At 62.6% G+C, this 20,494-nt stretch carries 22 protein-coding genes; 10 read left to right on the top strand and 12 right to left on the bottom strand.

Going from position 1 to position 20,494, the window contains the following annotated elements; genetic code table 11:
- Window positions 1-2: 2 nt before the first annotated feature.
- On the bottom strand, window positions 3-803 hold the full coding sequence (locus M0639_RS12665; RefSeq protein WP_003942103.1) for a 2,3-dihydro-2,3-dihydroxybenzoate dehydrogenase: 801 nt from the start codon (window positions 801-803) through the stop codon (window positions 3-5).
- Window positions 791-1,021 (bottom strand): phosphopantetheine-binding protein, encoded by a 231-nt coding sequence (locus tag M0639_RS12660; protein WP_003942230.1) that lies wholly within the window; start codon window positions 1,019-1,021, stop codon window positions 791-793. The genes M0639_RS12665 and M0639_RS12660 overlap by 13 nt, the downstream gene beginning before the upstream one ends.
- Before the next feature lie 199 nt (window positions 1,022-1,220).
- Between M0639_RS12660 and M0639_RS12655 the strand changes: the two genes are divergently transcribed.
- Complete coding sequence (locus tag M0639_RS12655; protein WP_020969440.1) at window positions 1,221-2,378, top strand: isochorismate synthase; 1,158 nt, start codon at window positions 1,221-1,223, stop codon at window positions 2,376-2,378.
- 7 nt (window positions 2,379-2,385) lie between these two features.
- On the opposite strand, the gene M0639_RS12650 is transcribed toward M0639_RS12655, so the two are convergent.
- Window positions 2,386-2,784, bottom strand: coding sequence for a DUF1801 domain-containing protein (locus tag M0639_RS12650; RefSeq protein ID WP_007735116.1), 399 nt, complete (start codon window positions 2,782-2,784; stop codon window positions 2,386-2,388).
- Between the two features lie 200 nt (window positions 2,785-2,984).
- Between M0639_RS12650 and M0639_RS12645 the strand changes: the two genes are divergently transcribed.
- Both M0639_RS12645 and M0639_RS12640 read left to right on the top strand, forming a co-directional pair.
- On the top strand, window positions 2,985-3,932 hold the full coding sequence (locus M0639_RS12645) for a hypothetical protein (RefSeq protein ID WP_064073670.1): 948 nt from the start codon (window positions 2,985-2,987) through the stop codon (window positions 3,930-3,932).
- Between the two features lie 48 nt (window positions 3,933-3,980).
- Window positions 3,981-4,637: a thioredoxin-like domain-containing protein gene (locus tag M0639_RS12640; protein ID WP_003942235.1), complete on the top strand. Its 657-nt coding sequence runs from the start codon at window positions 3,981-3,983 to the stop codon at window positions 4,635-4,637.
- A gap of 34 nt (window positions 4,638-4,671) precedes the next feature.
- Here M0639_RS12640 and M0639_RS12635 read toward each other — a convergent pair whose 3' ends face one another.
- Window positions 4,672-5,136 (bottom strand): hypothetical protein, encoded by a 465-nt coding sequence (locus M0639_RS12635; RefSeq protein ID WP_003942246.1) that lies wholly within the window; start codon window positions 5,134-5,136, stop codon window positions 4,672-4,674.
- Window positions 5,133-5,888 carry a 4-hydroxy-tetrahydrodipicolinate reductase gene (gene dapB / locus M0639_RS12630; RefSeq protein WP_007735114.1) on the bottom strand — a complete coding sequence of 252 codons (756 nt, stop codon included), beginning with the start codon at window positions 5,886-5,888 and terminating at the stop codon, window positions 5,133-5,135. The genes M0639_RS12635 and dapB overlap by 4 nt, the downstream gene beginning before the upstream one ends.
- Window positions 5,889-5,999: 111 nt before the next feature.
- On the opposite strand from dapB, the gene M0639_RS12625 reads away from it, so the two are divergent.
- The gene (locus M0639_RS12625; protein WP_030535578.1) at window positions 6,000-8,039 is read left to right on the top strand and encodes an ATP-binding cassette domain-containing protein; all 2,040 of its coding nucleotides are present in this window, start codon (window positions 6,000-6,002) and stop codon (window positions 8,037-8,039) included.
- The gene (locus tag M0639_RS12620; RefSeq protein WP_042450697.1) at window positions 8,036-8,770 is read left to right on the top strand and encodes an energy-coupling factor transporter transmembrane component T family protein; all 735 of its coding nucleotides are present in this window, start codon (window positions 8,036-8,038) and stop codon (window positions 8,768-8,770) included. The genes M0639_RS12625 and M0639_RS12620 overlap by 4 nt, the downstream gene beginning before the upstream one ends.
- Here the strand turns inward: M0639_RS12620 and M0639_RS12615 are convergent.
- A complete protein-coding gene (locus M0639_RS12615; RefSeq protein WP_007735111.1) occupies window positions 8,736-9,392 on the bottom strand; it encodes a TetR/AcrR family transcriptional regulator in 657 nt (218 codons plus the stop codon). The two genes, M0639_RS12620 and M0639_RS12615, sit on opposite strands and share 35 nt — an antisense overlap.
- 225 nt (window positions 9,393-9,617) lie before the next feature.
- Between M0639_RS12615 and M0639_RS12610 the strand changes: the two genes are divergently transcribed.
- A complete protein-coding gene (locus tag M0639_RS12610) occupies window positions 9,618-10,565 on the top strand; it encodes a metal-dependent hydrolase (RefSeq protein ID WP_030535581.1) in 948 nt (315 codons plus the stop codon).
- Window positions 10,565-11,725: a DUF7802 domain-containing protein gene (locus M0639_RS12605; protein WP_064073671.1), complete on the top strand. Its 1,161-nt coding sequence runs from the start codon at window positions 10,565-10,567 to the stop codon at window positions 11,723-11,725. Before M0639_RS12610 ends, M0639_RS12605 begins: the two co-directional genes overlap by 1 nt.
- Before the next feature lie 45 nt (window positions 11,726-11,770).
- Here M0639_RS12605 and lplAB read toward each other — a convergent pair whose 3' ends face one another.
- Window positions 11,771-12,820: a lipoate-protein ligase LplAB gene (lplAB, locus tag M0639_RS12600; protein WP_050655770.1), complete on the bottom strand. Its 1,050-nt coding sequence runs from the start codon at window positions 12,818-12,820 to the stop codon at window positions 11,771-11,773.
- 276 nt (window positions 12,821-13,096) lie between these two features.
- On the opposite strand from lplAB, the gene M0639_RS12595 reads away from it, so the two are divergent.
- Window positions 13,097-13,252 (top strand): hypothetical protein, encoded by a 156-nt coding sequence (locus M0639_RS12595; RefSeq protein WP_003942131.1) that lies wholly within the window; start codon window positions 13,097-13,099, stop codon window positions 13,250-13,252.
- Between the two features lie 19 nt (window positions 13,253-13,271).
- Here the strand turns inward: M0639_RS12595 and M0639_RS12590 are convergent, their stop codons facing one another.
- The 3 genes from M0639_RS12590 to M0639_RS12580 all read right to left on the bottom strand — a co-directional run bounded on the left by M0639_RS12590 (window position 13,272) and on the right by M0639_RS12580 (window position 15,899).
- On the bottom strand, window positions 13,272-14,087 hold the full coding sequence (locus tag M0639_RS12590) for a MerR family transcriptional regulator (RefSeq protein ID WP_064073715.1): 816 nt from the start codon (window positions 14,085-14,087) through the stop codon (window positions 13,272-13,274).
- Window positions 14,088-14,139: 52 nt separating this feature from the next.
- A complete protein-coding gene (locus M0639_RS12585; protein ID WP_054800863.1) occupies window positions 14,140-14,646 on the bottom strand; it encodes a VOC family protein in 507 nt (168 codons plus the stop codon).
- A 71-nt stretch (window positions 14,647-14,717) separates the two neighbouring features.
- Window positions 14,718-15,899, bottom strand: coding sequence for a GDSL-type esterase/lipase family protein (locus M0639_RS12580; protein WP_030535585.1), 1,182 nt, complete (start codon window positions 15,897-15,899; stop codon window positions 14,718-14,720).
- A 108-nt stretch (window positions 15,900-16,007) separates the two neighbouring features.
- On the opposite strand from M0639_RS12580, the gene M0639_RS12575 reads away from it, so the two are divergent.
- The gene (locus M0639_RS12575) at window positions 16,008-16,583 is read left to right on the top strand and encodes a TetR/AcrR family transcriptional regulator (protein WP_030535586.1); all 576 of its coding nucleotides are present in this window, start codon (window positions 16,008-16,010) and stop codon (window positions 16,581-16,583) included.
- Window positions 16,584-16,757: 174 nt separating this feature from the next.
- Here the strand turns inward: M0639_RS12575 and M0639_RS12570 are convergent, their stop codons facing one another.
- Together M0639_RS12570 and M0639_RS12565 are read right to left on the bottom strand one after the other, a co-directional pair.
- Entirely contained in the window at window positions 16,758-17,672 is a 915-nt protein-coding gene (locus M0639_RS12570) for a tyrosine-protein phosphatase (RefSeq protein WP_007735104.1), read from the bottom strand.
- 220 nt (window positions 17,673-17,892) lie between these two features.
- Window positions 17,893-18,813: an alpha/beta hydrolase gene (locus M0639_RS12565; protein WP_064073672.1), complete on the bottom strand. Its 921-nt coding sequence runs from the start codon at window positions 18,811-18,813 to the stop codon at window positions 17,893-17,895.
- Between the two features lie 176 nt (window positions 18,814-18,989).
- Between M0639_RS12565 and M0639_RS12560 the strand changes: the two genes are divergently transcribed.
- Window positions 18,990-20,453 carry a glycoside hydrolase family 5 protein gene (locus M0639_RS12560; protein WP_064073673.1) on the top strand — a complete coding sequence of 488 codons (1,464 nt, stop codon included), beginning with the start codon at window positions 18,990-18,992 and terminating at the stop codon, window positions 20,451-20,453.
- Window positions 20,454-20,494: the final 41 nt, after the last annotated feature.

The following is a 20,494-nucleotide window of genomic DNA, read 5'->3' as shown; positions in this document are numbered from 1 at the left end:
TCTCACGCTTTGAGCGTCGCTCCACCGTCGACGTACAGCGCCTGCATGGTGATGTGGGCCGCCCGGTCGGACAGCAGGAAGTGCACCGAGTCCGCGATATCGTCTGCGGTGGCCAGTTTTCCGAGCGGAATACCCAGGCGATAGCTCGCCAGATTGCCTTCGATGACCGCGTCGGCACCCGAATCGTCGGAAGGGTCCGACCACAGTGACCGCTGCATCGCTGTGTCGGTGGATCCCGGAGCGACCACGTTGACACGAATGCCGTCAGTAGCCAGCTCCAGTCCAGCGGTTCGAACCAACATGGTGGCAGCAGCTTTGGACGAACCGTAAGCACCCATCCCGATACGTGGGACACCGGCCGCGTTCGACGAGACGACCACGATCGCCCCGGCCCGACGGCGACGCATTTCCAGTCCCACGCTTTGCAGCACGTTCAGCAATCCGAAGACGTTGACGCCGAATATCTTCCGCCACTGGTCCGGATCGGAGTCCAGCACCGATCCGGTGTCGAGAATTCCGGCGACGTGCGCGAGCGCGTCGATCCGGCCGAACGTGTCCATCGTCGAGGCCACTGCAGCGTCGACTGCCTGCCGATCGGTCACGTCCACGACGTGACTCTCGATATCGGCGCCTTCGACGATTGTTTCTGCCAATTCCGCAGTTACCCGCTTCAATTCGACGTCGTCGCGATCGAGCAACGCCAGCGAATACCCGTCGCGCGCAAGCGTACGGGCCACTGCGGCGCCGATCCCCGCCGCAGCACCGGTGACCACGGCGATTCGGCGCTCGCTCACTGCGGGCACAGGACCTGAACCCAGGCATTGATCGTGGGCTCTTCTGCCAACTCCGCGAAGTCGGCATCCGCGCCCGCTCCCCGCCACCGTTCGACGAGCGTCATCAAGCGAACCGAGTCAAGGCCTTCGTCACCCAGGTCCGCGTCGTCGCCGAGTTGTTCTGCCCTCATCGACAGAACCTCGGCGACGTCGCGCACGATCTGGTCACGGTCCACGGTGTTGCTCATCGGTCTCCTCGAGTAGTGGTCGACGCGCTCAGATCGAGCCAACCCAACCTCGTGTCGACCCCGTCCGCACGCCTTGACTTTAGGCCAGCCTAACCATAACGGTACGGAAGTACACAACCCGGACGCTCGCAACACAAATTCACCCAAACTAAGGCTAGCCTCAACATAACAAGCAATCTGTCGAACTGGAAGGGTGTCCATGTCAGCACTCGCCGAAGTCTCCGAATTCCCGTTGCGCAACAACCGGACTGACGATGAAACGGACTCCGTTTTCCTGCTCTCACGTAGGCAAACGTCGATCCGCACTTCGGGAGTAGTCGAAGAATTCGACTCGGCCTTCGACGCTGCCGAAGCCCTCAAGACCGGGCGCATCGACTCGGTCGTCGGCGCCCTGCCGTTCTCCCCGGAGACGCCGTCCGCCCTCACCGCGCCACTGAGTTTCACACGAGTCCGCGGTGATCTATATCACTCGAACATCCCGTCATTACCCACTTCGCGGGTAGCCGGATTCGAACCCAGCCCGCAGATCCACACCGACAGGGTCCGCGGAGCCATCGAACGACTTCGAGCAGGCGAACTCGACAAAGTTGTCCTCGCACGCTCCCTGACCATCGAGGCCGAGTCCACGATCTTCCCCGCCGCTCTGGCCGAGAAACTGATTGCACTCGATCACGCGCACAACGGTTTCTGCGTCGACCTGTCCCCCGCCGGAGGAAAGTACCGCGGGCGTTCGCTGGTCGGTTCGACGCCCGAGGTTCTGATCGAAAGGCGAGGCGGCGTCGTCACCTGCCACCCGCTGGCGGGCTCGATTGCACGCCATCCGAATTCGGATCAGGACGAGGCGAATGCCGAGCAACTCCGCGCGTCGACCAAAGATCTGGCCGAACACGCGTTTGTCGTCGACTCCATCAGCGCGATACTCGGACCACTGTGCACGTCCTTCAATGCACCCAGCGCACCGGAAATCCTTCGGACACCGCAACTGTGGCATCTCGGGACCAAGATCGAAGGTGTCCTGATCGACCCGAGCCTGACCTCGCTCGAACTCGCAATGGCGCTGCATCCGACTCCCGCTGTCTGCGGCACACCGACGGTCGCCGCACGCGAGCACATCACCGCAACCGAAGCCGATCGTGGGTTCTATGCCGGTGCCGTGGGCTGGTGCGACCGGACTGGAGACGGCGAGTGGATGGTAGCTATTCGTTGCGCCGAGATCGCAGCAGACGGCCTCTCGGCGCGGGCCTACGCCGGCGGCGGCATCGTCGCTACTTCCGACCCGGAAATCGAATTGAGAGAGACCAGTACAAAATTCCGCACGCTACTCAGTGCGTTCGACCTCGCTGAACATCATCTCTGACAGGGCGTCACTTCTTCGAGGTGTTCAGGGCAATCGCGGCGTGAACGAGTGCCTTGAACGCCTTTTCGTCGACGGCTTGGCCCTCGTGGAAATCGATCGCCCGTCGCGTATTGCCCTCGAGGCTGGAGTTGAAGAGTCCTGAAGCGTCGTCGAGTGATGCGCCTTTGGCAAAGGTCACCTTCACTGCGCTCTTGTAAGTCTCACCGGTACAGATCATTCCGGCGTGGTACCACACGGGAACACCTCGCCACTTCCATTCCTCCACCACATCCGGATCCACTTCTTTGATCAGAGTTCGTATCCGGGCGAGCATCTCGCCCCGCCAGTCTCCGAGTTCCTCGATTCGCTTGTCGATCAACCGAGACGGGGAATCTGCGCCTTGCTTGTCGGACTCACTCTTCGCCATCGCTTCGTCACTTCCTGCTCGTCGCCGCCGATCTCCGGTGAGTCGAGTATCCCCTCCTGCACGCGGATTCACTCGGTGAATCACTGACGCATCACGGCGTCTCGGCAGATGCGATTTCTTGCAGTTTCGGTCAAAGTGAGACGGACGTCCAGTATTCTCTGGGTACTAAGTCCCGATTCTTCGGCCTGGAGGACTGCATCGTGATCTGGAATCGACCGCTCACCCACTCAGTCGCTTGGGCTGCCGGATCGGTTGTTCTCGCCGCCGCGATTGTCGGCGTTCGCACCGTTCCTGCGGCGGCGCAACAGGCCCGCGTCTTCGACGTACTGTGCACACCCACCGATGCAGGCCTTTCCGAGCTGTCCGGACTCACCGTCACCGCGGCCGGGATGTACGCAATCGGCGACAGCGGCTCCGACGATCGGGTCGCCGAACTCGATTCGAACTGCCACGTGCAGCGCTGGATCAGCGTGGGCACCCCTCGTGTCGACGTCGAGGATCTGTCGTCGACTCCCGACGGCCATCTGTGGCTGGCAGACATCGGCGACAACAACGCGGTACGAACGTCGGTCGGGCTGATCGACCTCGATCCGGCTTCAGGTGCGGCGACCTCCTACCCCCTGGTCTATCCCGACGGCGGGCACGACGCCGAGACACTACTGATCCAGAGCGACGGGGTTCCCGTCATCGTCACCAAGGACTACCTGGGTGCAAGCGTGGTCTACACAACCGCTGAGCGACAGCAGGTTCAGGATCTGAGTACGGGCTCGCCGACCATGTTGGCCAAAGTAGGTCAGCTCAGATTTACTCCCACCCTCACACCCGGTGGGCCCGTCCCCCACGCCGGCACGATGGCTGTCACCGGCGGCGCCGTGAGCAAGGACGGCACGGTGGTAGCGCTCCGCACGTATACCGACGCTTACCTGTACGCAGCTCCCGACGGCGATGTCGTGAAAGCGTTGAACACCAACCCGATTCGCGTCCCCCTTCCCGACGAACCACAAGGTGAGGCGATCGCGTTCGACGCTGCCGGTGATCTGATCAGTGGCTCCGAGGCATACCGAGGGCCATTACCACCAATCCGAATTCTTCGCGGCGCCAGCGACATCGCACTGTCGGGCGGAGCGAGCGGCTCTCTCGGGTCGTAGTCGATTCGCGTCCCCGGGAAAGCGGACAGGCGCCGCTATCATGGCCGAGTGAACAAACAACTTCGAGCGACAGTGGTGGTCTCGGCAGTTCTCGCACTGGCTTCGTGTGCGAATTCCCTCGAAGGATCACCGCGCCCGGATGCGTTTGTTCCGAGCATCGACAACCCGGATCCGTCCGAAGCCATCGACGGAGTTGTCACGGTCGACTACCCAGCAGCCCAACACGTACGCCCGAACGAACGCGTGGCGTACACATATTCACCGCCCTTCGGCGGCCGTCATGACTCGGTCTGGGCAAACTGCACCGGAGTTGTTTATCCACAAGCGATTCGGACCGAGAATGCGGTCCATTCTCTCGAGCACGGGGCCGTGTGGATCACGTACAACCCCGACCTCGTCTCGAGCGAGGATCAGGCTCGCTTGGCACAGCGAGTCGAGGGCATGAGCTACACGTTGATGTCGCCGTATCCGACCCTGGATTCGCCGATCTCGCTGCAGTCGTGGGGCCGTCAGCTCAAGCTCGACAACGCCGCGGACGCGCGCATCGATCAGTTCGTCTCGGCTCTGCGCGTCAACCCGAACACGTATCCCGAAGTGGGCGCGACCTGTTCGGTGCCGGTGACGAGCTTCGACCCGAACAACCCGCCGCCATTCGACCCCACCACTCCGGATCCGTCATCTCCCACAACCGTTCCGGAGCGGTAGCGTCTCAGCAGGCCCCGCTCCGCGGCGTAGACACCTACTTGCCTCGTGAACGGCGTTCCAGTTCGACTGCCCGTCGCATGGTTTCCCGAGCCCGGCTTCGGTCACCGGCATAGTCGTAGGCGCGAGCAAGTCGGAAGTTCTGCTTCCAGTTGTCCGGGTCTGCTTCCCAGTCGACCTTGATCTGGGCGAACAACTCGTCGGCAGCCGCTCGCTCGATCCGGCCCGAAGGCAATTTCGGAAGCGCAGACGCATCGACAGCGAGGCCCTCGTCGTGAATCTGCTGCGCGAGGCGCTGGTGCGTGAAGCCGGCACGGAGCGTGGCGATGACGAGCCACAGCCCCAGGAACGGCAGGATCAGCACGCCGATCCCGAGACCGATCGCGGCGCCGCCACCGTCCTGGATGAGCTGGATTCCGCGCTGGCCGAGCAGCACGAAGTACACCGCGAGCGCAATGCAAATCGCGACGATCAGTGCGACGGTGCGGGTGGTCTTGTTCATAGATCGAGAAAGGAATCGATACCGACCGTCAGACCCGGACGCGAGCCGATCTGGCGGACACCGAGCAGAACGCCCGGCGCGAACGAATTCCGGTCGATCGAGTCGTGGCGAATGGTCAGCGTCTCGCCCTGAGTTCCGAGAATCACTTCCTGATGCGCGACCAGTCCGGCCATCCGCACGGAGTGAACCCGGACGCCGTCGACGTCCGCTCCGCGCGCACCCTCGAGCTCGGTCGTGGTGGCGTCAGGACTGCGTCCCACGCCTGCTTCCGCGCGAGCCTCGGCGATCATCGCGGCCGTTCGGTATGCGGTGCCCGAGGGAGCATCTGCCTTGTTGGGGTGATGGAGTTCGATGACCTCGACGGAATCGAAGAAGCGCGCCGCGGCAGCCGAGAAGCGCATCAACAGCACAGCACCGATGGCGAAGTTCGGGGCGATCAGAACACCCGTTGCCGGCTGGGCGTCGAGCCAGGACTGCACAGTCGCAAGCCTGGACTCGTCGAAACCGGTGGTGCCGATCACTGCGTGAATTCCGTTGGCCACGAGGAATTCCAGATTTCCCATGACGACGTCGGGGTGCGTGAAATCGACCACTACCTGAGTGCGGGTGTCGACAAACGTCTCGATGCGATCACCGGTGTCGACCTGAGCGACGAGTTCCAGATCGGGAGCAGCTTCCACTGCCTCGCAGATCGCTCGACCGACCTTGCCCTTGGCTCCCAGAACCCCGACCCTGATGGGTGCTGCACTCACGTCTTCCACGCTCCGTCCGATGCATTGTTTGAGGTGAAGCCTACGCAATCACCCCGATGCGCTCACCATCAGTCGGGCGGGAGTTATGTCACCACTGGCACACTGGACGTAGTGAGCAACCGTCCGCAAGTCCGCGAAACCGGCAACCTTCGACCACTCGAGTTGGCAACGGGTGCCGTCATGGCCGGATTCACGGTCGCGTTGTCCGTCATTGCCACGGTCATCCCCATGGCCAGCGCCCTCAACCTCGTGGCCGCCGTTCCGATGGGAATTGTTGCCCAGCGCTTCCGAGTCCGCGCCGTGACGACGGCCGGTATCTCGGCTACGGCAGTCGCCTTCGTCGCGGCGGGTTCGGGATCTGCGGCGGCGGTCGCATTGAGCGCTCTCCTCGGCGGAATCATCGGTACGGTCAAGCGGCGCGGTCTCGGCTTCGTCTCCGCATTGCTGTCGTCATTGGTCATCGGGCCCGCGCTGGCGTTGTTCTCCATAGTCCTGTTGCTTGTTCTCGCTCCGCTGCGCACCTTGTTGTTGACCTCGCTCGAGAACACCGCGTTGGGCGTGGCCGAGATCTTGAAGCGTGCCCCCACACTCGTCGGCGCAGCCGAATGGATCGAGAACAGCATCGGCTCGATCATCGACTACTGGTGGTTGTGGATCGGCGTGTCCATCATCTCCGGAATCGTCCTCAGTACCGTCGTCTCCTATTTCGTCCTCGGCGCCGTCCTCGACCGATTGGCTGCACTCCCTTCGGCCGACCCGCTCCAGACAGCACCCGACGACCGTCCGATCGATCCGTTGCCGGTCACTTTCGATCACGTGGGCTTCACCTATCCGGGTGCAACGACACCGGCCCTCGTCGACGTCAACTTCACCGTGCGACGAGGAGAGTTCGTCACCGTCGTCGGCCACAACGGCTCGGGCAAGTCCACACTCACCCGGTTGCTCGCCGGTCGCGCGCCGACTGTCGGGACGCTGACGAGACCCGGGTCCGCCGGTCTCGGCCGACACGGCGGAACCGCCGTCGTCCTCCAACGACCCGAAAGCCAGATCCTCGGAACCCGCGTCGCGGACGACGTCGTCTGGGGGCTCCCCCCCGAGTCGCATCCCGACGTCGATGCACTGCTGGCCGAGGTGGGACTCGCGGGCATGGGTATGCGTGAGACCTCCGGGCTGTCCGGTGGCGAGATGCAACGTCTGGCTGTTGCAGCCGCGCTGGCGCGGCGCCCCGCTCTGCTGATCGCGGACGAAGCCACCGCGATGGTCGATCAGGCCGGCCGGGAGGAATTGGTCTCGCTCCTTGCCGAACTTCCGCGACGCCACCCGATGGCCGTGGTACTGGTCACCCATCACCACGCCGACACCCGCAACGCAGATCGGGTGATTCAACTACAACGCGGACGGCAGATCGATCACCAACCAGGTTGGATGACGTCGACGTTCGGGGGTCCTCCGTCTGCGCCGTGGCCGGTCAGCACTCGAGCTGTCCTCCAACTCACCGATGTCACCCACACGTACAACGACCGGACTCCGTGGTCGCGGCGCGCCTTGTCGGACGTCAATCTCACAATCGGCGACGGCGACGGGCTGCTGGTTCTGGGCGGCAACGGTTCCGGTAAATCGACTCTGGCCTGGATCATGGCGGGCTTGATCGCACCGAGCAAGGGAACCGCAGTCTTCGACGGCAAACCCGTCTCACGCCAACTCGGCACCGTCGGTCTCACGTTCCAGCATTCGCGACTGCAGCTGCAACGCCGAACCGTCGCCGAAGACATCGAGGCCGCCGGAGGTCCGGAGATCGGATCGGTGCAAGTCTCGTGGGCGCTCGACGCCGTCGGACTCGACCGTCACATCGCCGGCCGCAGCATCGACGAGTTGAGCGGCGGACAGATGCGACGCGTCGTCCTGGCCGGTCTCCTCGTGCGCCAACCGCGGGTACTCATCCTCGACGAACCGTTGGCCGGTCTCGATCCACCCGGTCGACACGAAATCCTGAACGTACTCAGGTGGATTCGTCGGAACGGAACCGCAGTAGTCGTCATCTCCCACGATGTCGACGGCATGGACGCCGTGTGCAGCAGAACAATTCGACTGTCGGAGGGTCGCATCCTCGACCCTGCCGCCAGCAGCGCCTTGGAAGGATCGACGACGTGACAACACTTCTGCGCGAAGTCCCGACTTCATCGCCGATCCACCGATTGTGGGCCGGAACGAAGATCGTTGCCGTCGTTCTCGTCAGCATCGTGGTCGTGACCGCTCCGTCCTGGCCGGCGATCGGCGTCGTACTCGGATTGTTGTTGCTGACCGCGGTGATCGGACGCATCCCCCCGACTGCAGTTCCGCGACCTCCGTGGTGGTTGTGGGCGCTGATCCTGCTCGGCGCGTTGATCAATCTTCCGATCGGCCTCGACGCAGTCTTCATCTACCTGCAAGCTGTGACGTTCGGTCTTGTATTGCTCTGCGTCTCACTGATGTTGGCATGGACCACGTCGATGAGCGATGTGGCGCCGGCACTGGCAACGCTCGGTAGACCGCTGCGATTCCTCAAGATCCCGGTCGACGAGTGGGCGATCGCGACGGCCCTCTGCATTCGTTCACTTCCGCTCTTGATCGACGAGATGCTCACCCTGGTGGCGGCGCGACGACTACGCCCGAAAGCTGTGGTGAACAGCGCTGCCGACAATTCGATAGTCGATCTGATCACCACGACCATGTCGGTGGCAATTCGGCGCTCTGCCGAGATGGGTGAAGCGATCTCCGCTCGCGGGGGCACCGGTTTGATCGCGGCGTACCCCAAGCGCCCTCAGCTCGCCGACCTGTTCGCGCTGATCGTCGTCATCGCCGCGTGCGTCAGCGCGGTTGTTTTGACTCTGGTTCTGCGCTGATCGGATCACCGCTGACAGAATTTCCCTGGGCGATGATCGCAGAACCCATCCAGCGCCGTAGGTATCGCCGCAGTTCCTCGTCGCTCCGCTTCGGGTCGCCGGGCGCGAGGAAAAACGACTGCATCGTCCGCAGGACGTATTCGACCAGTTCCTGAAGTGATGCGTCGTCGTATCCGAAACGCACCCAGTCCACGTCGAAGCGGGTGATCATCGCCATTCCGAAGGCCTGCGCCTCCTGAGAGGTCAGACCTTCGGGATGAAGACTCGAATTCGTGCTGGTGAGCAGAATGCCGAGATGCGGCGTTCGGTGGACCTGGGTCAGGGTGTAGACGACACCCTCGGTCATCGCCTCGACGGGATCTTCGATGCCGCTCACGTGTGTGGTGAGCCGATCGAGGTAGCCGTCGACCGACGCGATTGCAGCTGCCCGCATCAGAGCGTCAGCGCTGGGGAAGTATCGATACACGGTCTGCCGGATCACGCCCAGTGACTCGGCGACGTCGCCGATGCTGATTTCCGAACTCGTCCGTCCGATCAACTCGACCGCGGCCTCGACAATGCGACGAGACGCATCTTCGTCACTGTCCGGTGGATTGCCGCCCCACCCACGCCTTCGTGCCACTGCCCACTTCCTCGCTCGAACGAGGCTCGAACCATGTCTTTGCGCTCGAAGTCCAAGAGCCACAGGCTAACACAGGCAGGTTTTGCATCTGCGCCCCTCGAATTCACTCCCCTCGCCGAAAGTGAACATACAACTGCACACCAATATGTATGATTACCGCCACACGTGGCTTCGAGTGCCAGAGCGGCCACCTGACCAGCCCCTCCGAAAGACGAGGTTCGACAAGTGACCAACCTTCAACCCCGAAAAATGGACTTCGGATTCGAGGATCAGGACGTTCCCTTCCTGTGGAACCCGGAGAATCCGGCCTGGTCGAGCATGTCCAACGCGGTCTCGTTCCTGGCCATCGGTTTCGAGAAGATGATCGTGAAGATGATCATGCAGACCAAGTCGCGGATCAGCGATCCTGAAGTGGCCGAGGAAGCCGTGGCGTTCATGCGTCAGGAAGGCCATCACTCGACCGCGCACCGCCAGCATGTGAAGGCTCTGATCAGGCGCTACCCCGGACTACAGAACACGCTCGACGCTGTGATCGGTGAATTCGATCTACTGACCGAGGCGACCTCGCTGAACTACCGGCTTGCATACACCGCGGACCTGGAGGCGACCTTCACTCCGGTGTTCAAGCTGATGCTCGACAACGAGGCGACCTTGTTCCGCCCGGGAGACGACCGCGTCGCGTCGCTGTTCATCTGGCACTTCGTCGAGGAGGTCGAGCATCGCAGCTCGGCTCTGATCATCTTCAATTCCGTTGTCGGAAGCGAGCTTTACCGGATGCGGATGGCACCGTCGATCTTCGCGCACGTGATGAAGGTGATTCGTATCGCCTGCGCAGGCTTCAACCAGCACGTTCCGCTCTCCGAGCGGCAAGTCGACTCACTGTCGATGTTCGCCACCCACCGCACCAAGCAGAAGATTCTGACGTCGTTCGCTCCGTATCTGACCAAGGGCACGATGCCTCGCGCCTTCGATCACCTTCAACTCGGAGAACAACTCGTTGCACTCGGCGGTGTCTTCCGCAGCCAGATGCCCAATCACAACCCGGACCACGAGAAACTCCCCGCACTCGCCGACCAGTGGTTCAAGCGTTACGACGACGGCTACGACTGCACACGCTGGTACACCGCCGAATCTCAGGCACAAGCCGAGTCGATCACGTCAGGGGCCAACTGATGGCAGAACACTGCTCCCCCACGTTTTCCCAGCTCGCAACAGAACTCGGTTTCTCCTGTCAGGAAGCAGGTGGACTCGTCGAGTTCCGTAACCCGGCGGCGCTGGAGAACTGGACCCTGCCCGTCCTCGAATGGACCATCATCGTCGGCTCGGTGCTCGCACTGGTCCTGGCGATCGTGCGGTTGCGCCGCAACGGCGACCCCACCAATCTGGTTCTCTGGTTCGGCGCCACCGCCTACCTGTTCATCATCGAGCCTCCGCTGTACTTCCCGGCGGCGTTCGGCATCGAAGAACAAGTGGACACGATGTTCGCGCACAACGTGTTCACCGTCGACTTCATGTGGGGTCGACTGCCGCTGTACATCGTTGCCATCTATCCACTGATGGCGACGCTGGCCTTCGAAATAGTCAGAATGCTCGGCGTTTTCCGCAAATACGGTCCACTACTGGGCGCTGTCTGCGTCGGCTTCGTCCACCATGCGTTCTACGAAATCTTCGACCACCTGGGGCCCCAGTTGCGGTGGTGGGAGTGGTCGACGTCGAACCCGATCAACCAACCCATGTTCGACGCGGTTCCACTTCCCAGCGTGGTCGTCTTCGCCGCGCTGTGGCCGATGTCGTTGGCATTCTGCGTCCAGTACTTCGTCGGACGGCATGTCGATGCCGGCAAGCACTTCTCCGGACTTCAATTGGTATGGCGCACCATCGTGATCGGCCTGCTGGCCTCGCTGGGTACGTTCATTCTCCCGCTCCCGGCGACGGTCTTCGGTATGGGAAGCGACACTGTCCGCGGGTTCCTCTACGCCGCTGAACTTGCAGTCCTCACAGTGGTCGCGATCGTGGTTCTCGTCCGCCAATGGACGCACCTGCGCTCGGCAGAATCGAACACTCCTGCACACACCAACAGGTTCGTGCAGATCTACAGCGTGGTGTACCTGGTTGTCATGGCCGTCCTGTGGGCGAGTGCGCTTCCCGACTTCTTCGACGCGGTCGACGGTTCCACCAGCGCTGGAGATCCCATCGGGAACCTCTGGTACACAGTGGCGTGCTTCGTCATCGCAATCCTGTGCGTGAGCGCAACTTTCACCATTCCGAAGCGGAACTCCGAGACGGCCGACGCCGAGCTCCTCGGGGCAAACTCAGCGACTCCGGCTACCTAGGCGACCGGGACGAGACCGCTCGGGTCTCGTCCCGGTTTCTCGGTTTCACGGGACGCGGTGAGTCCACTCTTCGGTTCTGAACTTCGTGTCCACCAGCTTGCGCGCCTGCTCCAACTCCGGGTCCGTGTAATCGCTGTCGTGGGTGTCGTATTGACCTCGAAAGTGCTGCGCAAACGACTCCAGGATTGCTGCACGCGTCATTCCGGTCTGCGAACGCAGCGGATCGACGCGCTTGGCCGCACTCTTGGTTCCCTTGTCCGACATCTTCTCTCGTCCGATTCGCAACACCTGCGTCATCTTCTCAGCGTCGATGTCGTAGGCCATGGTCACGTGATGGAGCACAGTGCCGGACGCGAATCGCTTCTGAGCGGCGCCGGCGATCTTGCCCTTGTCCGAGGCGATATCGTTGAGCGGCACATACCGAGCGTTGATACCGACCTCGGCAAGCGCTCCCATGACCCACTGATCGAGAAACGCGTAGGACTGCTCGAAACTCAAACCCTCGACCAATGACGCCGGTACTGCCAACGAGTACGTGATGCAGTTGCCCGGTTCCATGAACATAGCGCCGCCACCGGAGATTCGGCGCACCACCCCGATGCCGTACCGCGCAGCCGCCTCGGAGTCGACCTCGTTACGCACGGACTGGAACGATCCGATCACGACCAAGGGCGAGTCCCAGTCCCAGAAACGCAATGTCGGCGGACGCTCACCCGATGCGACCTCACGCGCGATGACCTCGTCCAGCGCGACGTGCATCGCGGGATCGAGAACCACCGGCGGGATGAGGTCGAAGGTGTGATCCGCCCAGCTCGTGGCGTGGCCGAGTGCGCGCCGGATCGCGATGCCGACCGACTGCGGCGTGAAGCCGATCATCGAGACGGACTCGTCGAGCGCAGTGGAGATGGCATGCGCCAACTGTTCTGCATCCGAGTCGGCGGGCATTCCGCGCAACGCCGCGTTGATGTCGTCGAGCGCGCTGTCGGGCTCGAGGAAGAAGTCCCCCGAGACTGCGACTTCGGACAGCCGACCGTCCGCCACCTCGACGTCGACCGCGACCAGTTTTCCACCAGGAACCTTGTACTCTCCACGCATCCGTCCAGCCTATCCCTGCGGGATTCTCTGCGGTGAGCGCCGTCGAAGATCACACCCCGCGCGCAGTGCGCATCTGTTCGGAAGGCAGGGCGACCAAGTAACCACACCTGTAAGTCGCTGCGGGGCTGCACAATCGCGCGGACGGGACCGCACGTGTCGACCCCTGGCAATTTGGCCGAGCAACGGCCCTGCTTCTGCCGACAGGCGAGATGATCTCTGTGGTGGGAGGATTGCCGCAACGAGCCAACTCCCTGGCGAGCCACAACGGAGGTAGACATGAAGGTCCCGGCGTTCCACTCGACGGTTCCTTCGGATCTCGACGTCTATCACGACAACGAAAGCTGCATTTTGGCCGCGCGCATCGCAGTGTCCCATCGTGCGCCCGGAGTCGACGGCCGACCGTGGTGCACTGCGTGTGCGTCTTTGGACTGACGAGCGACCACCAGCTCACTCACACCCACGTCGCCGATTCGGGGACAACCCCGTTGGCCCGAGCATTCGCATCGATGACAGCGCGGAGCCACACTGTCAGACCGGTCTCGACCTGCTCGTAGAACGCGGTGAATCCCGGATCGGCCACGTACATCCGTCCCAGACACACCTGCATCGAATGTGTGCAGTCGAAGTAAACCCCGATCGACGCTCGGTGCCGTTCTGCCAGCAAATTCGCCTCGGCGCTTCCCGGTTCGACACCGGATCGGCAGGCCAGCGCCAGATCTTCGTTGAGCGTCTCGACGCAGTCGGCGATCTTCTGCCAATCCTCAGCGGTCCTACCCGCCGACCGTTCCGCGTGCTGCGCCCACTGCGCACTGTCACCCCAACGCTCGTGCGCCTCCGGCCCCCATGACGGCTGCCAGTGTCGGCCGAAGATCGACACCTGCTCGTGTGCCGGCAACAGCACACCCGACTTCCTGGCATCGATGATGCGATCCAAGGACTCGCCCAGTTCCTCCAAGTCGGCTATCCGTTGCCGCAACTCGGCGCGCTGCCCACGCAGCGTCTCGTCCACGTGGGCTGCGGGCGCATCGAGCAATATCCCGATCTCGTCGAGCGACAAACCCACGTCACGGTAGACAAGCACCCGGCCGATGCGGCCGAGGTCCGCGTCGGTGTACAGCCGGTAGCCCCCGTCACTGCGCCCGGACGGGCGCACCAAACCGATTGCGTCCCAATGATGAAGGGTACGTACGGTTATGCCTAGTCGTGATGCGGCAGCACCGACAGTGAGAGCACTGTCTGCCTCGTCTCCGAAGAGTTGGTCCGTCACGTGATCCAGTCTGACAGACGCGGTTCGGGAGGCCACAGCGTCAGACCTCGGTTCAGTCGTCGGGTCCGTCAATTCCCATCCCTCGCAGATGCTCGGCCTCGGCACTGTTCGGGTCGTACGGACGAGCGGCCGTCATGATCACGCGCGCGTTCTCCGGTGTCACAATCTCCAACTCCAGTGAATTCCACGGCTTCAGATGTGGACCGCTGGTGCATCCGGGCCGCAATTCCTCACACGCCTGTGCTATCTGGTCCATCTGACTCAGCACACACGCAAAGCTCACACTGACGGACGGTGGTGAATCTGCACATTCGCCGGGCACGAGCAGAACGTCTTGAAATGCCCAGCGCCGCAGGTGCGTCAGTCGATCAGGAACCGAAAAGAGATCGAAGAAACCGAGCCCACGGATCCAGAAGTCGGCCGATTCGGCCAGATTCGAAGTCGGAACCGACACGAACATCGGCATACCGTAGAGACCTCGGAACTGTTCCGGAGGCACGGCGTCTGTAGTGGGGACAGGGACGGGGCTGATGTCGAATGCCGGGTAAGTATCGGTCATGAAGCCATCGTGAGCCCTCACGCTACGTCAGGGTCAAATCGTGTGAAATCCGATCGAACCAGATTGCGCGATCACACCGTGCGTGCGAATGCGCCGTCGTCTGCGAATACCCGTTGGGCAAAGCGTTCGCCGATGAGACGGTGCGTCGCAGCGTCCGGATGGAGCTGATCGGGAAGCGGCAACTCTTCGTTCTCGGCCGCACCATAGAGATCGCACCCGTCGACGTAATGCAGATTGGGATCATCCGCCGATCGCTGGGTTACGATGCGCGCCAACTCTTCCCGAATAGAGCGCAGCGTCAGCTTTCCGGCTGCGCGCTCGGCGGGATCGCCGGTAGCAACGAATCGCATTTCGCCTCTGGCAAGCGCGTCGAAATCGAATGCACCAGGTCCAGGCGTGTCTTCGTGAATCGGGCAATAGACAGGCGAGACGACCAGCAGTGGAGCCACTGGATGACCGTCGCGGACCGTGTCGAGGAAGCCGTGCATTGCCGACGTGAAGGCCCGCAGGCGCATCACGTCGGAGTTGACCAGATTGATGCCCATCTTGATGCTGATGAGGTCGGCAGGAGTGTCTCGCATAGCGCGGGCGACGTACTGGTCCAGCAGAGCGCTGCCGCTGAACCCGAGGTTGATCAGATCCACGCCGCCGAGGGAGGCTGCGAGAGCAGGCCAAGTGCGGGAGGGACTTTCAGCGCCGGAGCCTTGACTGATCGAGCTTCCGTGATGGAGCCACACATCACGCTTCGTGCCGACTGCGAGTTCGAGCGGGGCGTCGGTTCGCAATGCGACAAGTTCGGTGGTTTCGTTGTGCGGCAACCAGATCTCGACGGTCTTGGATCGCGCGGGCAAGTCCGCGAAGCGGATGGTGCTGACGGGTCCGGATTGTCTCTGAGCGGTACCGGTCGCCATGTCGATCGTCACCGTGTTGCCACCCTCAGCGATTGCGTGCCCGGTTGGTTCGCCGTCGACGATCAGGTCGTACACCCCTTGCGGCCTCGGCGGAGCACCGATGTAGATCATTTTCGTGGGCAGAGTGTCGAGTTCGATGGCCGTAGCGCTGGTTCGGAACACCAGCCGCACTCCGGACGGTTGTGATTGCGCCATTGCCATCTGCCCGTCAGCGAATTGCGTGCGAGCTCTGGCAGGCAGACGGTGTGTCAGCACACCGCGTTCGGTCCGCTCGAGCTCGAGGGCTCCGCGCACGATGTCCTCGGAAATTACGGTAGTAATCCAGCTGCTCTGGCTGTTCATCTCATTCACCTGTAGATAAGTTGCGAAGGTTTTAACTACAGCACACAGTAATTTGCCTATACTATTTAGGCAAGCGGTTTCACTTCTCGACGAACAGGACCAACGGACATGCCTCGCGCAGGACTGACACCCGAACGCCTCGCCGTGGCGGGCGCCGAATTGGCCGACGAGGTGGGCTTCGAGCAGGTGACCGTATCGGCGGTCGCCAGAGCGTTCGACGTCAAGGTCGCAAGCCTGTACTCGCACGTGAAAAGTTCGAACGACCTCAAAACCAGAATCGCGCTGCTTGCCTTGGAAGAGATGGCCGACCAGGCTGCCGACGCCGTGGCCGGTCGGTCCGGCCGCGACGCCTTGACCGCCTTCGCGAACGTGTACCGCAACTACGCGAGGTCACACCCTGGTCGGTACGCCGCGTCACAGATGCGCCTCACCCCGGAGGCCGCGGCCGCGAGCGCGGGTTTCAGACACTCGCAGATGATGCGATCGATTCTGCGCGGGTACAACCTCACCGATCTCGATCAGACCCACGCAGTTCGGTTGCTCGGCAGCGTTTTTCATGGGTACGCCAGCCTCGAGCTGGGTGGATCGTTCAGCCACAGTGCACCGGACAGCGCCGAAAGCTGGGCAAGAATCCTCGAGGCTCTCGATTCGATGCTGACCAATTGGCCAGCGTCGAGTCCATGACCAGTCGTGATTCTTGCGCGCCAAGTTCTTGCGCCACTTGGTGATCGCACACGGCCAAGAAACCTCGGGCCCACCCCAGGAGCGGCGCCACACAATCGCGCGCTCCCGCAACCACAGGTCGCACTGGGACAGAAGAAGGTCCGAGTAGGCAAGAAGCCGGGCGTGGAGCTCCGCTTAGAGGAGAAGCTTGGCGCGCAGAGAGTCGACAGTGCCCTGGTCGACGCCGAGGCCCTCCCGTACGTAAGTATCCATACCGCCGTAGAGCCGGTCCACCTGTGCATACGCCGCATCGAGCCACGACAGGTCCACCGCGTCGTCCCGGCCCAGGTACGTGTTCGACGCCATGAAATCGGCACTGATGAACTCACGCGGGACACCCAGAATGGTCAGCAGGATCGCGGTACCCCAACCGGTGCGGTCCTTCCCTGCACTGCAGTGGTAGACGGTTGCGCCGTCGGAGTTGTTCGCGATCGCAGTCAGCAGGTCACGGAAGGCGACATCGGAACCACGGTAGTTGACCATGAACGGGTAGCCGATGCTCTGGCCGATGTTCGAGGTTCCCTTGACTGCGCCGTCGATCAACGCGCGACCGAGGGTCAGGGGAACGAACTCGTGGAACGCGATGCCGTGTTCGATACTGACGACGTCGGCGACCTGGTAGGTGACCCCGGCGGGGATCCGATCGGGATCCTCCGCACGTTCGGAGGCGTTGCGCAGGTCGACGTCGAGGGTCAGGTTCGCGGCGGTGAGTTTTGCCAGATCAGTCTCATTGAGCGAGCTGAGCTTGTTGGAACGGAACACCAGGCCTGTCCGGACGGTCCTGCCGTCGGTAGTCCGATACCCGCCGATATCGCGGAAGTTCCGCGCCTCGTCGAGCCTGATCTCGGCCGCGGACGGCGGTGGGATCTCCGGCAGCGGCGGTTGCTCCCCGGACGATCCGAACTGACTCGAACCCAATTGCAGGTCGCCGCTCGAAGCGGAGGCGAGTGTGGGGCCTGTCAGGGCCGCACCCATAGCGACCAGCGCAGCGAGGGCGATTCCGAAAGGGCGCGCCCCTCGGCGGCGCGTGTAGACAGTTGTCACCTTCATCCTCTCATTCGCTGTGCGGGATACCCCGCGCCCCGCAAACTCCCGTGCGAGATTACAAGGGTGGCACGCTCCTCGTCCCGACTTTGCTCCAGAAACCGGACATGTGTTCAGGTGCCCGGCCAGCCGCCATCCGGCAGGAAGAAACTCTTGCCCGTCACTGCGTCGCCATCGACCACGCCGGGCCCGTTCGAACGACAGACCGCGGCCGCGCCCGTGCTTGTCACGCGGGGTCGGAGTCGAGTCGATTCCGAAGCCAAGCACCCATATCCGACGCAGCGCGGCGGGCAACAGGCGTTGGATGGTTTGTAAATCCATGCGGGACATCAGGATAGAGACGCAAGTCGACGTCGTTTCCGGCCGCCGACAGTCGCGCCACCATGGCAAGGTTCTCTGCCAGGACCACGTCTTCTGATCCAACGACAACGAGGGTCGGCGGCAGGCCGCTGAGGTCGCCGAATGTCGGAGAAATATCCGGAAGAGTGCGATCATCGACATGGCCGACGTAGGCTTCGATGAAGTATTCGTCGCTGATGGTGCGGCCCGCGGGAGTCTGGGCACTGACGTCGTACGTGCCCGCTTCCAGCACCGCACCCGAAAATGCCTTGGCCAGACCTCGATCACGAAGGCGCAGCAACGTCGTCGTCACCAAGGTTGCTCCCGCCGACATGCCACCGATGGCGAGCCTGGTCGTCCCGAACCGTTCGGCAGCGACCTCAAGCAGCCACAAGGCGACTGCCTCACAATCGTCCGGCGCTGCCGGCCAAGGGAATTCCGGTGCAAGCCGGTAATCGACGGTAACCACTACCACCCCGACCTCGTCGGCAAGTCTCATGCTTCGGGCGTCAGCGCTGGCCGCTGAACTCATGTAGAAACCCCCACCCGGAAGATACAGATAGACCCCGTTGACATCGCCGTCTTTCGGAGTGACTACGCGTACCGAAACGGATCGGCCCTCGATGTCGAGTGTGTGTTCAACAGCCCGGCTCGCCGTGGGATCAACCACCCTGGATGCTCGCACCACAAGCAGTTCCTGCAGGGAACTCGGACCGACACCGGCAGGCCGCGACGCATAGAACGCTCGCGTACTCGCCAAATCGTCACGAGGCATTTGTTCGATCAGATCAGTCAATGCAAGCTTCACCAGGGCTCCCTCGGGTCGAGACTTGTCGACAATGATGACACCTCCAGCAGGAGCACGTGTCCGACGTGTTCTCGGCAACGCGGGGCCGTGACAGGTATGAGCAAACCGCGCCGGAAAGAGGTCTTCTCACGCTAGCCTCGACTCGGAATTGGACGTTTGTCTAGAAAGGTCGATGGATGCGTGCGCTGTTGCTTGCCACCCTCGCAATCCTGGTCCTCCAGATTGCAACTCCGGCGGCGAACGCTGCACCACCGGATCCGGGCTGGACTCTCCCCCAACTGACCGTCGCAGATCGAACGATCAAGGACGTCGACGGACGAACGGTGTTGCTCCGCGGCGTGAACGCCAACGGTCTCAATGACTACGCAACCAACGGCACCGGTCTACCCACCGTTACGCCGCTGGGAAGAACGGACTTCGCGCAGATGGCAGCGCTGGGCTTCAACGTCGTCCGACTCAACGTCGCGTGGTCCCTCCTGGAACCGATCCGCGGTGCATTCGACACTGCGTACGTCGACCGCGTTCGAGTAGCGGTCGAGGATGCAAAAGACCACGGCATCTACACCGTTCTCGACATGCATCAGGATGCATGGGGCCCGTACGTCGGCACCCCGAGCGACCAGTCGTGCCCGTCATTCATGCGGCCGGGAGTCGGCTGGGACGGCGCACCCGAGTGGGCAACCCTGACCGGCGGATGGACAACCTGCAACATCGGTGGACTCAGGGAAGCCGCACCCGCGATCGCCCATGCCTTCCAGGCGTTCTACGACGACGAGCAAGGAATCCAGAGTCGCCTCGTCGCGACGTGGGCGCGGTTGGCTGCCGAGTTCAAAGACGAACCAGCTGTAGCCGGATACGACCTGTTGAACGAACCGAACCCCGGCCTGCGCGATCCATTCACGGCAGCTGATCAGATCGGGCAGTTCTACAAGCGGGCCACCCACGCCATCAGGCAGGCCGAAGCAGGAGGATTTCCACACCTCGTGTTCTTCGAGCCCAGCGCGATCTGGTCGGCTTTCGGCCTCGACGCGCTGCCCCCTCGCCATTACCTGACCGATCCTCTGGTGGTCTTCTCGCCCCATCTCTACAGCGAATCGATAACGGTCAGTAGCGAATTTCCCGGAATCGAAGACGGGTTCAAGATCGCCGACCGCGCTGCCGCCTGGTACGACGCCCCGTTGTGGACGGGTGAATGGGGTTGGTTCGGGGATGCCGGCGAGCAGAGAGCAGACGTCGACCGCTTCGTCGATGCCACCGACAGGTACCGGATGGGCGGCGCGTGGTGGTCGTGGACACAAGCGTGCGGTGACCCCCACCCGGTTCGCGACGGCAATACCCACCAGCCGCAGGGAAATCTGAATCGCATCGACTGCCCGTCCGGTGAATCACTCGGGCTCGTAGAGGGATTCGCCGCGCCACTCTCGCGAGCGTATCCGCGGGCAGCGCCCGGCACGCTGACGGAGGTATCGCGTGACGGGTTTGACGGGAGCGGCACCGGACGGGTCGAGGCCTGGTACCCCGGCACCGACCGGCCACAGCTCGAGACCACGAATCTCTCCGACGTCCGACTGTCCCCGATCGAGGGCGGATGGCAACTGATCGGTCACGCCGACGGCGACTACGCGGTCAAGCGCGCCTGATCGAACGATCATCCGGGAATCGCGCGTTCACACCACGCGAA

The organism is Rhodococcus qingshengii JCM 15477, from assembly GCF_023221595.1.
GTDB classification, from domain to species: domain Bacteria; phylum Actinomycetota; class Actinomycetes; order Mycobacteriales; family Mycobacteriaceae; genus Rhodococcus_F; species Rhodococcus_F qingshengii.
Note: the sequence above shows the minus strand (reverse complement) of the source record. Positions and strands in the feature narration are given on the sequence as shown.